Source organism: Enterobacter sp. YSU (genome assembly GCF_016082135.1).
Classification (GTDB): Bacteria; Pseudomonadota; Gammaproteobacteria; order Enterobacterales; family Enterobacteriaceae; genus Enterobacter; species Enterobacter hormaechei_C.
Map to the genome: position 1 here is coordinate 1,585,003 of NZ_CP059487.1, position 14,480 is coordinate 1,599,482.

At 56.0% G+C, this 14,480-nt stretch carries 14 protein-coding genes and 1 other annotated feature; of the genes, 3 read left to right on the forward strand and 11 right to left on the reverse strand.

The window, feature by feature from the left end:
* Nucleotides 1-143: 143 nt before the first annotated feature.
* On the forward strand, nt 144-1,037 hold the full coding sequence (locus H2Z33_RS07700; protein WP_063135336.1) for a helix-turn-helix transcriptional regulator: 894 nt from the start codon (nt 144-146) through the stop codon (nt 1,035-1,037).
* Here H2Z33_RS07700 and H2Z33_RS07705 read toward each other — a convergent pair.
* On the reverse strand, nt 1,034-2,356 hold the full coding sequence (locus tag H2Z33_RS07705; RefSeq protein WP_063135337.1) for a 6-phospho-alpha-glucosidase: 1,323 nt from the start codon (nt 2,354-2,356) through the stop codon (nt 1,034-1,036). The genes H2Z33_RS07700 and H2Z33_RS07705 overlap by 4 nt on opposite strands.
* A complete protein-coding gene (locus H2Z33_RS07710) occupies nt 2,353-3,975 on the reverse strand; it encodes an alpha-glucoside-specific PTS transporter subunit IIBC (protein ID WP_015570124.1) in 1,623 nt (540 codons plus the stop codon). The genes H2Z33_RS07705 and H2Z33_RS07710 overlap by 4 nt, the downstream gene beginning before the upstream one ends.
* A 222-nt stretch (nt 3,976-4,197) precedes the next feature.
* Between H2Z33_RS07710 and H2Z33_RS07715 the strand changes: the two genes are divergently transcribed.
* Nucleotides 4,198-4,944: a GntR family transcriptional regulator gene (locus tag H2Z33_RS07715; RefSeq protein ID WP_017383690.1), complete on the forward strand. Its 747-nt coding sequence runs from the start codon at nt 4,198-4,200 to the stop codon at nt 4,942-4,944.
* Here the strand turns inward: H2Z33_RS07715 and H2Z33_RS07720 are convergent.
* The 3 genes from H2Z33_RS07720 to ibpA all read right to left on the reverse strand — a co-directional run bounded on the left by H2Z33_RS07720 (nt 4,912) and on the right by ibpA (nt 7,740).
* On the reverse strand, nt 4,912-6,573 hold the full coding sequence (locus H2Z33_RS07720; protein WP_017694020.1) for a putative transporter: 1,662 nt from the start codon (nt 6,571-6,573) through the stop codon (nt 4,912-4,914). The genes H2Z33_RS07715 and H2Z33_RS07720 overlap by 33 nt on opposite strands.
* A 191-nt stretch (nt 6,574-6,764) precedes the next feature.
* Nucleotides 6,765-7,193 (reverse strand): small heat shock chaperone IbpB, encoded by a 429-nt coding sequence (ibpB, locus tag H2Z33_RS07725; RefSeq protein WP_015570126.1) that lies wholly within the window; start codon nt 7,191-7,193, stop codon nt 6,765-6,767.
* A gap of 136 nt (nt 7,194-7,329) precedes the next feature.
* Entirely contained in the window at nt 7,330-7,740 is a 411-nt protein-coding gene (ibpA, locus tag H2Z33_RS07730) for a small heat shock chaperone IbpA (RefSeq protein ID WP_006177605.1), read from the reverse strand.
* Nucleotides 7,734-7,808: a sequence feature (ROSE (Repression Of Heat Shock gene Expression) occurs in the 5'-region of heat shock genes and acts as an RNA thermometer to modulate expression.), on the reverse strand. Its footprint overlaps the gene before it by 7 nt.
* A 247-nt stretch (nt 7,809-8,055) precedes the next feature.
* Here ibpA and H2Z33_RS07735 point away from each other — a divergent pair.
* A complete protein-coding gene (locus tag H2Z33_RS07735) occupies nt 8,056-8,388 on the forward strand; it encodes a YceK/YidQ family lipoprotein (RefSeq protein WP_017383693.1) in 333 nt (110 codons plus the stop codon).
* Here the strand turns inward: H2Z33_RS07735 and H2Z33_RS07740 are convergent.
* The 6 genes from H2Z33_RS07740 to dgoR form a co-directional block, all read right to left on the reverse strand.
* Complete coding sequence (locus H2Z33_RS07740) at nt 8,385-9,614, reverse strand: DUF3748 domain-containing protein (RefSeq protein WP_074133813.1); 1,230 nt, start codon at nt 9,612-9,614, stop codon at nt 8,385-8,387. The two genes, H2Z33_RS07735 and H2Z33_RS07740, sit on opposite strands and share 4 nt — an antisense overlap.
* A 51-nt stretch (nt 9,615-9,665) precedes the next feature.
* Nucleotides 9,666-11,003 (reverse strand): MFS transporter, encoded by a 1,338-nt coding sequence (locus H2Z33_RS07745; RefSeq protein ID WP_162269971.1) that lies wholly within the window; start codon nt 11,001-11,003, stop codon nt 9,666-9,668.
* Between the two features lie 117 nt (nt 11,004-11,120).
* Nucleotides 11,121-12,269: a galactonate dehydratase gene (gene dgoD, locus H2Z33_RS07750; protein ID WP_063135339.1), complete on the reverse strand. Its 1,149-nt coding sequence runs from the start codon at nt 12,267-12,269 to the stop codon at nt 11,121-11,123.
* A complete protein-coding gene (locus H2Z33_RS07755; RefSeq protein ID WP_063135340.1) occupies nt 12,266-12,883 on the reverse strand; it encodes a 2-dehydro-3-deoxy-6-phosphogalactonate aldolase in 618 nt (205 codons plus the stop codon). Before H2Z33_RS07755 ends, dgoD begins: the two co-directional genes overlap by 4 nt.
* Complete coding sequence (locus H2Z33_RS07760) at nt 12,867-13,745, reverse strand: 2-dehydro-3-deoxygalactonokinase (RefSeq protein ID WP_003861107.1); 879 nt, start codon at nt 13,743-13,745, stop codon at nt 12,867-12,869. Before H2Z33_RS07760 ends, H2Z33_RS07755 begins: the two co-directional genes overlap by 17 nt.
* Entirely contained in the window at nt 13,742-14,431 is a 690-nt protein-coding gene (gene dgoR / locus H2Z33_RS07765; protein WP_003861109.1) for a D-galactonate utilization transcriptional regulator DgoR, read from the reverse strand. The genes H2Z33_RS07760 and dgoR overlap by 4 nt, the downstream gene beginning before the upstream one ends.
* Between the last annotated feature and the right edge of the window lie 49 nt (nt 14,432-14,480).

Sequence of the window (14,480 nt, forward strand, 5' to 3'; positions counted from 1 at the left end):
GTAGTTCGCTGTACAGAGGAATTTAACGCACCGGACCCAGGCTATTCGATATCTTAAAATACAAGACTGGTTTCCCCATCACGGTAATTTTCTGATAAATTCCGCTACAGGTTGTGGGCATAATTTGCTGACGGGAAATTAAAATGAATGGAAAAATTCAAATTTCGCATGTAAAAAACGAAACAACGTACAATATTCCCTTAGTTCTTGATGAAAGTGTGATCTCAAGCGGAATTTCACTGATCTCACTCTGGCATACGCTAGCCGACGAGAGCTACCGCGTTATCTGGCCTCAGGATAAGAAAAAACCGCTGATTGCTAACTCCTGGGTGGCGGTTTATACCGTGCAAGGGTGCGGGAAAATCAGGCTCAAAGATAATTCTGAAATTATGCTTAATGGAAATAACGTTATATTCTTAAAACCTACCGATATAACGTCGTACTACTGCGACGGTCTTATCTGGGAACAATACTGGATGGAATTCATCCCCACAAACATGATGGAAATCCCTATATTACAAACTGGCATAATTTATAATGGCGACGAGTTTAATAAAGAACTTTCAGAAGTTGCTGAATTACTCGCTTTGCGGTCCCCCATAAAAAATAATTTAGCCGTCGCGTTTCTCACAAAAATTATCTATCAGTGGATTTGTCTTATTTCCGAAAATGGTAGGAAAGATCGGGAACTGCTGCGTCTGGAAAATCTGTTGGCCGAGTTGCACGCCAGTGTGCAAAAGCGCTGGAGCGTCACAGAAATGGCACAGCGGATGCAGTGCAGCGAGCCCTGGCTGCGGCGGATCTTTTTACGATACACGGGTAAAACGCCGAAAGAATATTATCTTGACGCACGCCTCGAACTGGCGCAATCGCTGCTGCGCCAGGAGGGAAATACGGTAAACAAGGTGGCTGACATGCTCAACTTTTTTGATTCGTTTCACTTCAGCAAAGCGTTTAAGAATAAGTTTGGCTATGCGCCGTCGGCGGTCAGCAAGTTTAAGGGCCGGCACCTCAATGATGCCGGTCAGGAAAATTAATGCAGTTCCGGCCAGTACTCTTTGTTGGCTTCAATCAGATCGTCCAGAATCGCCTTCGCCACCGACGCGCTCGGTACGGTTTTCGACAGGGTAATCGCCTGCCAGAGTTTCTGATACGAGCGCTGCTCCCAGGCGTCCACCACCAGTTTTTCCACTGCCACCTGCTGGCTCATGAGCCCTTTCTGGAAGTGCGGAATATCACCCACGGTCAGCGGCTCCGGTCCGTTGTGGCCGACCAGACACGGAATTTCTACCATCGCGTCGGCGTCAAAATTATGGATAGCCCCATTGTTAGGCACAATCAGCAGCATGCGTTCCTGGGTATTAAAGGCGATCGCGGTCGCCAGATCGACGATGTACGACGCATGTTCGTCGATTTCCAGTTCACCGGCAGAAGAATGACCGGCTTCGATAATCGCCCGGCATGAACTGAATACATGCTTCTCACGGTGATCCATCACTTCATTGGCGCGGGTACGCTCCGAGTTGGAATGGGCGACCACATAGTCCGGGAACAGGTAATACTTCAGGTAGGTGTTCGGCATGGTGTCCGGATCCAGCGCCTGTACGTCTTTAGCCTTGGCGAATGTATCATTCCAGCTCGCTTCAGTATGCGCATCTTCCGAAGGCGGAACATAACCGTTTTTCGCCACGTATTCGCGCAGTTTCGGCATCAGATCGTTGCCGTTCAGATCTTCAATCGACGTCCACCAGCCGAAGTGGTTCAGACCGTAGTAACGCACGCGCATCTCTTTGCGGTCTTTCAGACCGACGATTTGCGCCATACGTCCTTCAATGCCGATCGGCATGTCGCAGATGTTGAGAATTTTCGCGTTCGGACGCAGGCGGCGCGTGGCTTCCGCGACAATCGCCGCCGGGTTGGAGTAGTTCAGCATCCACGCGTTCGGGGAGTACTGCTCCATGTAATCCACCAACTCCAGCACGCCGCCGATGGAGCGCATGCCGTAGGAGATGCCGCCCGGCCCGCACGTTTCCTGGCCCAACACGCCGTGGCGCAGCGGGATTTTTTCATCTTTTTCACGCATGGGGTATTTGCCCACGCGAATATGCGCCATCACGAAATCCACATCGGTAAAGGCCGCTTCAGGATCGGTGGTGTAACTAAATTCAATCTCCGGCGCCTGCTCCTTAAGGATGATTTTGCACGCCTCGGCGATGATCTCCTGACGTGCTCCGTCATTGTCATAGAACTTCAGCGCACGCAGCGGGAAACGGTCACGGTTGGCTAACAGCATCAGGACGATACCAGGCGTGAATGTACTGCCGCCGCCTGCAATAACAACTGAGAATTTTTTCATGATATAGCCTCTGTCAGAGTGGTTTGTTCGTTTGTTAAGGGGGTTTTCATCAGCGATTCCAGCTGGTCGCGCACCTGAGGAACGTGCAGACCGACAATCACCTGTATGCCGTTGCCGCGCCGCACCACACCGTGTGCGCCCAGGGCTTTGAAGACGTCGTCGCTTTGGGTTTTCGTCATATCCACCAGGGCGATACGCAAGCGGGTGGCGCAGTTATTGATACTTTCGATGTTTGCTGCGCCGCCGAGCGCCTGTAAGAACCCAGCAGCCTGCCCGACCTGCTGGCTGGCTGCCGCCGGGGCGGTGGTTTGCCCGCGCGCGGCCTTATAGTCGGCTTTGTTGTAGAGTTTGATTTCGCTCTCTTCCCGGCCCGGCGTTTTGAGATTCAGACGTTCGATAAGCGTCCTGAAAACCACGAAATAGAGAGCGGTGAAGCAGAGGCCGATGCCAATCTGGGTGAATACCGTCGAGGCGTGGTTATGGAACATCGGGATCCAGTTTTGCGGCAGGAACTGGTCCAGCAGACCGCCCCCCATGTTCCCCACCACCCCGAAGGTATACATCACCGTCGCCATCGTTGCGGCCAGCACGGCGTGGATGGCAAACAGCAACGGCGAGATAAACAGGAAGGTGAACTCCAGCGGTTCGGTAATGCCCACCAGCACGGCGGTAAGCGTGGCCGGGATCAGCAGACCTGCCACTTTGACGCGGTTCTCCGGCGACGCGGTATACCAGATAGCCAGCGCAATACCGACTGAGCCAAACACCTTAGAGTTGCCGTGCAGCGCGAATCCGCCCTCCGGGAACAGCGTTTTCAGCGGCACAGTGCTCTGGCTGAATTCCTGAAGGTGCTGTGCCCAGTAGACCTGAATGCCGCCTTCTACCGCAGCCGGGCCGAAGATAAACGGGCCGTAGACAAAGTGGTGTAATCCGGTTGGGATCAGAATGCGTTCCAGGAAGGTATAAACCCATACGCCCAGCGCGCCAGCGGTACGTAGAAAGGCCTGCAACGACTCAATGCCCATCTGCACTTTCGGCCATCCCAGCAGCGTCAGCCAGGCGCAAGGGATCATGACGAAGAACGCGAGGATAACGACAAACGAGGTGCCCTGGAAAATCCCCAGAAAGACCGGCAACGGCTTGTCGAAAAATCGGTTGTGGATGGCGGTGACGAGCCCGGAAATGATAATCGCCCCGATGATGCTGGTATCAAGCGTTTTGATTCCGGCAATCATCGCCAGCCCGCTGCCGGCAGTGGGTTCAGCAGAGAAGTCGACGCCAAAGAAGTGACCCCAGGTCATCCCCATCGCGTTGATAAAGTAGTTCCAGGTCAGGAAGCTAATCAGCACCGCCAGACAGGCGCGGCCCTGCGCCTGCTTTGCCAGGCCAATCGGTAAGCCGACAGCAAAAATCAGCGGCATATTACGGAACACCGCCCAGCCGCCCTCTTCGATGATGTGAACAATTTGCGCGAACAGATTATCCGGCGCGGTTAAGGCCTCACCGACAAACAGCGGATTGCGAAGCATGATGGCGATCCCAACCACGATCCCGGCAAAGGGAAACAGCAAAACCGGGGTGAACATGGCGCCGCCAAAACGTTGTATTTGACTGAGCATTTTTAAATCCTCATGAAACAACCTGTAGGGGATAGAGGCCTTTATGGTTTTTTACTGGCCTGAGGTGAGCATAAGAACTTACTGATGCAGCAACATGGTATGCCGCTGCGATTCGTGATCGCATTCATGGTTTTAATTTGACCAATCAGGTCTACTTTTTAAACTAAACATAGACAAGTTAAGACGTAATCCACGCCATGATGTGCGCAGAGAGGTCTACTGGTGATCTACAAATCAATTGCCGATCGGCTACGGCTGCGGCTGAATTCCTCGGACTACAACATTGGCAGTCCGTTACCCGGAGAAAAAGCGCTGGCAAAGGAGTTTGGCGTAGCCCGGATGACCATCCGCAAGGCGCTGGATCTGCTGGTAAGCTGGGGGCTGGTTGAACGTCGACACGGCAGCGGGACGTTCGTGGCGCGCAAAGACGTTCATCATGAAACGACTAACCTGACCGGGCTGGTGGAGGTGCTGCGCCAGCAGGGGAAAGAAGTGCAGAGCAAGGTGTTGCAGTTTGAAGTGATGCCCGCGCCGCCCGCTATCGCCAGCCAGCTGCGGATTCAGGTTGATGAGCGGATCTATTTTTCAAGGCGGGTGCGTTACGTGGACGGAAAACCGCTGATGCTGGAGGACAGCTTTATGCCGGTGAAGCTGTTCCGCAATCTTTCCCTGGCGCATCTCGAAGGGTCTAAGTTTGATTACATCGAGAAGGAATGCGGGATCACCATCAGCGGCAACTACGAGAGCCTGACGCCGGTGCTGGCAGATAAACAGCTGGCCGGTTATATGAATGTGCCGGAACAGACGCCGCTGCTGCGCATCACCTCCCTTTCCTACAGCGACAGCGGCGAGTTCCTCAATTATTCCGTGATGTTCCGGAACACCAGCGATTACCAGGTGGACTACCATTTGCGGCGTATCCACCCGGAAGACTTGTTAGCCCATCCCCCAGAACAGCACCGCCAGTAGCTGCGGGGTGATGATGCGCAGAAACATCACCAGCGGATAAACCGTGGCGTAGGACAACGCCGCCGCGCCGCTGGTGGCGTGCAGGTTGTTGGCGAACGCCAGCGCGGGCGGATCGGTCATGGAACCGGCCAGCATGCCGCACAGCGTGAGATAGTTCATTTTAGCGAAGATACGTGCCAGTAATCCGACCGTTATCAGTGGGATAGCGGTAATAAATATGCCGTATCCTACCCAGCTCATCCCTTCGCCGTTCACCAGAGTATCGACAAAATCGCCGCCGGATTTCAGCCCCACCACTGCCAGAAACAGCACGATGCCTAACTCCCGCAGCGCCAGGTTAGCACTCGGCGGCATAAACCAGTAGAGCTTACCGATGGAGCCGATACGCCCGAGGATCAGCGCCATAATGAGCGGCCCGCCTGCCAGACCCAGCTTCAGTGCTACCGGGAAGCCGGGCACGTACAGGGGGATGGAGCCAAGCATGACGCCAAGCCCGACGCCGATAAAGACCGGCAGCATCTGCACCTGCTGGAGTTTTTGCTGGGCGTTGCCTACCATGTCCGCTACGGCATCAATGGATGAGGGACGCCCGACGAGGTTGAGAATATCACCGAATTGCAGGCTGGCATCCTGGCTGGCTACCAGCTCGACACCGGCGCGGTTAAGCCGGGAGATCACCACGTCATAACGCTCTTTAACCTGCAAATCGCGTATTTTCTTGCCCAGGACTTTCTCATTGGTCACTACCACCCGCTCCACGCGCATGTCCGTTCCACGGGTTGAGAGTGAGGTATCCACCTCCTGACCAATCACCAGCCGGGCATTGTTTAAATCCGCCGGTTGCCCTACCAGATGCAGGAGATCGCCGTGCTGAATAAGGGTATCCGGTGAAGGTACCATCAGCGTTTCATCACGTTTCAGGCGGGAACAGATAATGGTCGCGCTGTTCAGAATGGGAACATCCTGTATCGCCATATTGTTCAGGTTGGGGTTTTCGACGCGAATGTTGATGGTTTTAATGAGCGCATGGCCGTTGGTCAGCGTGCTTTCATGCTCTTTTGCCTCCTGCTCGACGTTAACACGGAACAGCACGCGCACCAGCCACATCGAGAGCAAAATACCGCAAATGCCAAACGGATAGGCCATGGCGTAGCTCATCCCCATCTGATCGACGACATCAGCAGGGATACCCAGATCGCGCAGAATTTGCTGGCCCGCCCCGAGCGCGGGCGTATTCGTGACGGCGCCGGAGAAGATGCCCAGCACAACGGGCAGCGGAATCGCGAAGAGTTTATGCAGAATGGCGGTAACCAGCCCACCCATCACGACGATGCCGAAGGCAAAGAGATTAAGGCGTAAACCGGAGACGCGCAGGGAAGCGAAGAAGCCCGGCCCCACCTGAATACCGATGGTATACACAAAGAGGATCAGGCCGAACTCCTGGATGAAATGCAGCATATCGGCGCTGAGCACCCACCCAAGCTGGTCGGCAAAATGGCCGACAAAAATCCCGCCGAACAGCACCCCGCCGATGCCAAATCCGACGCCGCGGATTTTGATATTCCCCAGCCATAGCCCCACTACCGCGACAAGGGCCAACACGCTAACGGTTAACGCGATATCACTCATGATCCACATCCTGTGTATAACCATAGTTATGCTAAGGATTCTCTCAGAGCTGACGGCGGTTGTATGGGCGATGGCGCACAAAAAAGCCCTGCCGGGGCAGGGCTTCATGGCATCTGTGAGCGAGTCGGGTGGTGGCTGCGCCTTACCCGACCTACAGGATCGGCAGGTTTGCCACCCGGCAAAAACGTGGTTTAGCTGTTCAACGCCGGGCGTTCGCTAATGGCGATGCGCTGAGGCGCAATGGCTTCCGGCACGTTACGGGTGAGGTCAATGTTCAGCAGCCCGTTAGTGAACGTCGCGCCAGAAACTTCCATATGGTCTGCCAGGGTAAAGCTCAGGCTAAACGGCTGAGTGACAAGCCCCTGATGCAGCCATTTGGTCTCGGTGTCTGGTTTTTCCGGTGACCCTTTCACGGTCAGGCGCGTACCCTCAAGCTGGATGTCGAGATCTTCCTGGCGGAACCCGGCCAGCGCAAGCGTGATGCGGTAGTGGTTATCATCGCTTTTTTCGATGTTGTACGGCGGAAAGGTCTGCTGTTCGGTTGCGCTTTGCAGCGCGTTAGCCAGTTTGTCAAAACCGATCCACTGACGCAGCAGGGGGGATAAATCGTAGTTACGCATACTAAATCTCCTTCTGAGAAGCGAGTTCGGCACAGTTTAATTTTGTGCACAGTTGTACCTGCAAACCCTTGCGGATTCGCATATGCTCCCGTTACGGCAAGCAAGTTCGGGTGGGCCGCTCACGCGACCCGCGTAATTAGTTGATTTCGATACGACGCGGTTTTTTCTCTTCCGGAATCACACGTTCCAGTTCGATAAACAGCAGGCCGTTCACCAGGTTCGCGCCCTTGACGTGGATGTTCTCAGCCAGCTGGAACTTGCGCTCAAAGTTGCGCTCTGCGATGCCCTGGTAGAGGTAGGTTCGTTCTTTCTGCTCGGCCGTATGGGAGCCTTTCACCACCAGCAGATTGTCCTGCGCGGTGATCTCCAGTTCGCTCTCTGCGAAACCGGCAACAGCAATCGCAATGCGATAGTGGTTTTCGTCAACCAGTTCAACGTTGTAAGGAGGATAGCCGTTGCTCTGGCTCTGGTTGTTTTCTAAGTGGTTGAACAGACGATCGAAACCAATGGCAGAACGGTATAGCGGAGAGAGATCGAAATTACGCATGGATAAATGCTCCTGAAATCAGCGAGAAAATGTAGCCTTCCACCATGGACAGGCTTCTGCTTCCCCGAACACCCATCAGGCGTGTCCGTTATCGGGTTACATTCTTAAAATGGGTCTGGATACGGCCTTTTCAAGACTGTTGATGTGAGATTTTTTTGCACTTTGCTGGTTGTCGCATAGACTCAGGGGCACAGCACAAAGGGTTAAATTGCGATGACGACCACAGTGCGGGAGTTTTGAGCTATCCATTTTGGACGCGCCTCGCTATAACCCTGAGTTGCAGGTCAATGCCGTGCTACTAAAGATGACTGAGTGATGATGAGAAATGTTCTGATTAAGCTGGCGTCGTTCAGCGGGGTTGTTTTACTTTGCGGGTGTTCGAGCGTGATGTCGCACACCGGCGGTAAAGAAGGAACATATCCGGGGACGCGCGCCAGTGCCGCAATGATCTCTGATGATGAGACAAACTGGGGTACCAAATCTCTGGCGATTCTTGATATGCCGTTTACGGCGGTTGCCGATACGCTTCTGCTGCCGTGGGATATGTTCCGCACCGACAGCTCAGTGCGTTCGCGCGTTGAGAAAAGCGAGCAGGAAAAGCTGGCGACCAATTCCGTCATCCCGCCCGCAGAGATGCCTCCACGCTAATTCTGTGCGGTTTCCGTTAGCCACAGCTGGCGGAAACCGTCCTTCTCTTCCATCCATGCAATAAATCGTCCGTCCGGGGAAAACACCACAGCGTCAGCAGACGGCGGATTGCCGTGATCGGACGTCAAAAACGTCACCTCTCCGGTCTGCGCATCGCAGCAGGCAATACGGCCTGCAAGCACAAATCCCAGCCCGTTGCCGGAAGGATGCCAGTTAAAGGCCGACTGAATATCAGGCTCAGTGTGGGTTAGCTGACGCGGCTCGCCGCCCTCAGGGGAGATAAGCCACAGCTGCACAACGCCGTTATCGTCCCGCATTAAAAACGCAATCTGCGTCCCCTGCGGATTGCTGCGCACCCAGTGGCGCGGTACGTTCACCAGCCCCGGATACGCCTTCTGATGGGTGAAGGTTAAGCGACGTTGCGTTACGCCCGCAGGCGGCGCGGGCATTGTATCAGGCGTTCCCTGCAACGGCGCATCGCCCGCCCGTTTCCAGCCCTGCTCGTCTTTGGGGAGATCGACAATAAACAGTTCGGGCACTTTCTCGCCTTTCGCAGACACCGTATCGCCGATAAACGCCAGCCTGTCGTTGCCCACCCAGCCCTCTTCATAGGCGCGGTTTACCTCATCGCTGCCCGGTTTCGGGTTCGGCGTTGTACGGCTTACCAGTACGCTCCAGAAGGTGCCGGCATATTCCCGCGGATGGTTCCCCTGTGGGTTTACTGGGCCAAAAGGCGCCGCCACCCCGACGTTACGCAAATCCAGCTGCGGATCGCGCGCGTGCAGCACATGGTCGTTGTAGGTAAAGCTGACGAACTGCCCGTTCGGGCTAAAAACGTGGACGTGGCTGCCGCCACGCAGCGCGCCTGCGGTGTAAGGCGCGGTGATATCCATCGCATCAAGATTGCTCGCCTGACCATTGTGCGCAATCACCCCCTGACGATGGTGAAAATCATACTGCCAGTCTGCATCCGGGTTTTTCGGGCCGTGGATAAAAACATATTTTTCCTGCGCCGGATGAACGGTTACCACGCCGACATGCGCGCCGTCAGTCGCACGGTAGATCGCCTCAACCTCGCCCGTACTAACATTGACCCGCTCAATGGTTTCACCGGTAAACGACGCGCCGGACGGGCGGACATCATAGATAAGCCACTGGCTGTCTGGCGTCCAGGTGTTGATGTTGGTGAGCTGGTGGTTGCGGGAAGCGAAGGTGATTTGTTTCATGAAAATACCCTGATGCGCGGTTATCGCATCAGGGTAAAACATCCGAAGGGATTAGCCTACTCGTTTAACGTCGCCGACCAGCAGGATGTAGGAGAGCGCCCCGATCAGCGCCACGGCAGAGATATACACCAGAGCCGGACCAAAGCCGTAGTCCTGCGCCAGGTAACCGATGACCAGCGGTACGGTGATCCCGCCCAGGCCGCCAACGAAGTTAAACACACCACCAGTCAGGCCGATCAGACGCATCGGCGCCAGGGACGACACCAGCGACCAGGTGATGGAGGCAAAACCGTTTCCGAAGAACGCTACCGCCATCAGGGTCATGATCCACGCCGGATCGTTGGTGTAGTTCGCTCCCATGATGCAGGTAGAGATCAGCAGTCCGCAGATAATCGGCGTTTTACGCGCAACGCCCAGCGAGAAACCTTTTTTCACCAGCTTATCCGCCAGCCAGCCCGAGAGCAGGACGCCGAAAAACGCCGCAAGGAAGGGTACGGTGGTCATAAAGCCTGCCTTCAGCGCGGTAATACCTTTTTCCTGGGTCAGATAGTTCGGGAACCAGGTGAGGAAGAACCACAGCGTGGAGGTCACCGCGAACTGTCCCAGATACACGCCCACCAGCTTACGGTGGAAGACCAGCTTCCAGTCCGCTCTGGTCAGCGGCTGGCGCGCCTCTTTTTTCACGGGCGCATCGCCATCCACCAGGCCACCGCCGTCGCGGATGTAGTCCAGTTCGGCTTTGGTGATGCTTTTGGTCAGGCGCGGCGGCTGATAAACCTTAAACCAGATGAGCGACCAGATAATGCCGATCCCGCCGGTGACGATAAACACCCAGTGCCAGCTCAGCAGCTCCTGGATCCAGATTAACAGCGGCGTCAGAAACGCCAGACCAACAAACTGCCCGGAGGTGTAAAAACCAACAGCGGAAGCGCGTTCGTGTTCAGGGAACCAGCTGGTCACCATGCGGTTGTTGGTCGGAAACGCCGGCGCTTCAAACACCCCGGTGATGGCGCGCAGGCCAATCAGCGACATCAGCCCGGTCGCGAAGCCCTGGAACAGGGTCGCCACGGACCAGCCAAAAATAGCGATAAAGTAGGTCAGACGTGAACCCACGCGGTCAAGGAACCAGCCACCGGGGATCTGACAGAGCGTATACAGCCAGGCAAACGCCGAGAAGACGTAGCCCATTTCCGCTTTGGTGATGCCAAACTCTTCCTGAATATGAGCCGATGCCACGGCAAGGTTGGCGCGGTCGACATAACAGATGACCACGGTAATAAAGATCATGATCAGCGTCAGGTAACGACGACGCCCGGTTTTTGCAGCAGTAACTGGAATATCCATCGCAATCTGTCTCCAGATTTTGGGCATAGCGAAGCCGCTCACCATGCCCTGTAATTTACAGAGGGTTATATTTTTTCTATGTACGTTTTTTTTGCCCGGTGGCGCTTCGCTTACCGGGCCTACGAGAGAGTAGGCCGGATAAGCGTAGCGCCATCCGGCGATTTACCACTCGGCTACGGAACCGTCTTCATGACGCCACAGTGGGTTACGCCAGTCCGGCGCACTTTTACTCAGCTCAATGACTTTGGCTTCGTCGATCTCCACGCCAAGGCCCGGCTTCGTTAACGGTTTAAAGAAACCACCTTCCATGCTGAAGTCTTCTTTGTTTTTCACAAAGTCGAGCAGCTCCGCGCCCTTGTTATAGTGAATGCCCATGCTTTGTTCCTGGAACACCGCATTGCGGGAGACGAAGTCGACGTGCAGGCAGGCCGCCAGCGCAATCGGCCCAAGCGGACAGTGCGGCGCCAGCGCCACATCGTAGGCTTCTGCCATTCCGGCAATTTTGTAGCATTCGGTGATGCCGCCCGCGTGGGAGAGGTCCGGTTGCAGGATCGCAATGCCGCCCGCTTCCAGCACGCGTTTAAACTCGAAGCGCGAGAACATGCGTTCCCCCGCCGCGATGGGAATGTGCGTCTGTTCAGCCAGTTTCGGATAGTATTCCGCCTGCTCGGCCAGCACCGGCTCTTCGATAAACAGCGGGCGATACGGCTCCAGCTCTTTAATCAGCACTTTGGCCATTGGCGCGCTGACGCGGCCGTGGAAATCCAGACCAAACTCAATCTCGTTGCCGAAGGCTTCACGGATTTGCGCCACGGTATTCACCGCCCGGTCTACCGCGCGCGAGTTGTCGATAACGCCCATCTCTTCGCAGCCGTTGAGTTTGAAGGTGTCAAAACCGATGTTGCGCAGTTGCCGGATACCGTCGATCACTTCCGCAGGGCGGTCACCGCCCACCCAGCTGTAGGCTTTGATTTTGTCGCGCACCAGGCCGCCCATTAATTGCCAGACCGGGGCATTGAGCACTTTGCCTTTCATATCCCACAGCGCCTGATCAATACCGGCGATGGCGCTCATCAGAATCGGCCCCCCGCGGTAGAAGCCCGCGCGGTACATCATCTGCCACAGGTCGTTGATGCGCGCCGGATCCTGGCCAATCAGGTATTCGCCCAGCTCGTGCACCGCGGCTTCAACGGTGCGCGCACGGCCTTCAATCACCGGCTCGCCCCAGCCAACCACGCCTTCGTCGGTTTCGATTTTCAGGAACATCCAACGCGGGGGTAAACGGTACGTGGTGAGTTTGGTTATTTTCATTGCACTGCCTCTCGATACGCTTTCACAAATGCTGCCGCCTGCTGTGCGGTACGCTCAACGGGCTGACCGGCACGATAGAGATCGCTGCCCAGCCCCGCGCCCACACAGCCCGCGCTCATCCACTGGCCCAGGTTTTCCGGCGTGACGCCGCCCACGGCAAAGACCGGCACGCTGGCGGGTAAGACCGCTTTCAGCGCTTTGATGTAATCCGGACCAAAGGCCGACGACGGGAAAATTTTGAGAGACTGTGCGCCCGCATCGAGGGCGGCAAAGGCTTCTGTGGCCGTGGCGCAACCCGGGCAGACGGTCATGCCGTAATCCACCGCCCGGCGGATCACCTCGGGGTTGATATTCGGTGTGACGATAAGCTTGCAGCCCATTTTCGCCAGTTCATCCACCTGCTCCGGTTGCAGCACGGTGCCAGCGCCAATCAGCGCCTTATCACCAAACGCCTTCACAATTGCCGGAATGCTTTTTTCCCACTCCGGGGAGTTGAGTGGGATTTCCACCGCGTCGAACCCGGCGTCGATCACCGCGCCAACGTGCGCTAAGGCCTCACCGGGCGTGATACCGCGCAAAATCACGATCAGGGGAAGTTCAGTTTGCCACTGCATGAGCGATGCTCCTTATGCCTGCCTGAAATGCCGTGTCGCCTTCCACCGCAGCAACATCCCGTCCGATAGCGTGGAACGCCTGGCGGTAACGAGACGTCAGCGATGAACCCGCGACGAGCGTGATGGCCTGCTGCCCGGCGAACGCGTCGCTCAGAGTGGCGACTTCTGCGCCAATCAGCAGGCCGGACAGAAATTCGCTGACCTGTTCGCGCGGAAGATTTCCCAGCACGTGCGAGGCGCGAACCTCAAAAAGTTGCGGCAAAACGGCAGGGGATGCGATCCCGCGCTCAAGCCCGGCGGCAAACGCTTCCGGCGAAGGGGTCTGCTCCGGCAAACCGGCCCCCACCAGCGAATGCTTAAGCAGCAAGTGGTGCAGTTCGCCGGTCATCACGGTGCGGAAATCATGAATTTGCTCAGCATCCGCCTGGACCCATTTGCAGTGCGTCCCGGGCATGACGTAGACAGAAGAAGGAGAAAGGGTGCGCGCCCCGAGCAGCTGCGTCTCTTCGCCGCGCATCACATTATGGTTATCGTCGCGAGAGACGCATAAACCGGGAATAATCCAGACATTGTCGCCAACGGACGTTAACTGCTCGCCAACGGCGGTGAAATGCACCGGAACTGACAGGTAAGGCGCGACCTTCCACCCCACGTTACTGCCGACCATTCCGGCCATCACCACTGGCGTAGTACCGTCGCGCCAGTTTTGTGTCACTTCTGCTAACACCGCTGCGGGGGATTTACCGTTCAGGCGCGTCACACCTGCTTCTGATTGCCTGCTTTCCAGGCACTGCTCACCCTGGTAGAGCCAGGCGCGCAGATTGGTCGATCCCCAGTCAATTGCGATGTAGCGTGATGTCATGTGATTTCCTTCAGCCTTCGTGTCGAGCTGGCGATCATGGTCAGCGCCGCCTGCTCTGCCGCATCGCCGTCCTGATGCCGTATCGCATCGAACAGCGCTTTATGTTCCTGAAGCGTTTTCGGCATGTTGGCCTCATCGCCCATCCAGGTACGTTCAAATACTGCTCGCTGTAGCGAGCTGATCGCCACGCTAAGCTGCTGTAAAACCGGGTTATGCACCGACTGCAATACCGCTTCGTGGTAGCGAATGTCCGCTTCGTTGAACGCCTCCCGATTCTGGTTATTGGCGATCATGTCGTTTAAAGCCGACTCAATCTGAGCCAGGTCACCTGACGTTGCGCGCTCAGCCGCCCAGCGGGCGATAGCCGGTTCCACCAAATTTCGGACTTCGCTCATCGCGCCGATAAGCCGTGGGTCGTAGTCGTTTTCCAGCACCCATTGCAGAACATCGGTATCGAGGTAGTTCCACTGGTTACGCGGTGCCACAAACGCGCCGCGATAGCGCTTCATTTCAATCAGCCGCTTCGCCATCAGCGAGCGGAACACTTCCCGGATGATGTTGCGCGAGGTTTCAAACTCCTCGCACAGTTCCGCCTCTGCTGGCAGCGGCGAACCGGGAACGTATTTGCCACCCACAATCTGAGTGCCCAGCGTGATGACAATGCGATCGGTTTTATTGAGTGTCATGGAGAGTCCTTGTGCTCTGTAAGTCCATCACTACTTTACCGCGACCGCT

Excerpts from the sequence above, each read along its gene's own strand:
- dgoR (WP_003861109.1), bottom strand. The coding sequence starts at position 14,431 with ATGACACTCAATAAAACCGATCGCATTGTCATCACGCTGGGCACTCAG.
- dgoD (WP_063135339.1), bottom strand. The coding sequence starts at position 12,269 with ATGAAAATAACCAAACTCACCACGTACCGTTTACCCCCGCGTTGGATG.
- H2Z33_RS07710 (WP_015570124.1), bottom strand. The coding sequence starts at position 3,975 with ATGCTCAGTCAAATACAACGTTTTGGCGGCGCCATGTTCACCCCGGTT.
- H2Z33_RS07740 (WP_074133813.1), bottom strand. The coding sequence starts at position 9,614 with ATGAAACAAATCACCTTCGCTTCCCGCAACCACCAGCTCACCAACATC.
- H2Z33_RS07745 (WP_162269971.1), bottom strand. The coding sequence starts at position 11,003 with ATGGTGAGCGGCTTCGCTATGCCCAAAATCTGGAGACAGATTGCGATG.
- H2Z33_RS07700 (WP_063135336.1), top strand. The coding sequence starts at position 144 with ATGAATGGAAAAATTCAAATTTCGCATGTAAAAAACGAAACAACGTAC.
- H2Z33_RS07755 (WP_063135340.1), bottom strand. The coding sequence starts at position 12,883 with ATGCAGTGGCAAACTGAACTTCCCCTGATCGTGATTTTGCGCGGTATC.
- H2Z33_RS07720 (WP_017694020.1), bottom strand. The coding sequence starts at position 6,573 with ATGAGTGATATCGCGTTAACCGTTAGCGTGTTGGCCCTTGTCGCGGTA.
- H2Z33_RS07760 (WP_003861107.1), bottom strand. The coding sequence starts at position 13,745 with ATGACATCACGCTACATCGCAATTGACTGGGGATCGACCAATCTGCGC.
- H2Z33_RS07705 (WP_063135337.1), bottom strand. The coding sequence starts at position 2,356 with ATGAAAAAATTCTCAGTTGTTATTGCAGGCGGCGGCAGTACATTCACG.
- ibpB (WP_015570126.1), bottom strand. The coding sequence starts at position 7,193 with ATGCGTAACTACGATTTATCCCCCCTGCTGCGTCAGTGGATCGGTTTT.
- ibpA (WP_006177605.1), bottom strand. The coding sequence starts at position 7,740 with ATGCGTAATTTCGATCTCTCTCCGCTATACCGTTCTGCCATTGGTTTC.
- H2Z33_RS07735 (WP_017383693.1), top strand. The coding sequence starts at position 8,056 with ATGATGAGAAATGTTCTGATTAAGCTGGCGTCGTTCAGCGGGGTTGTT.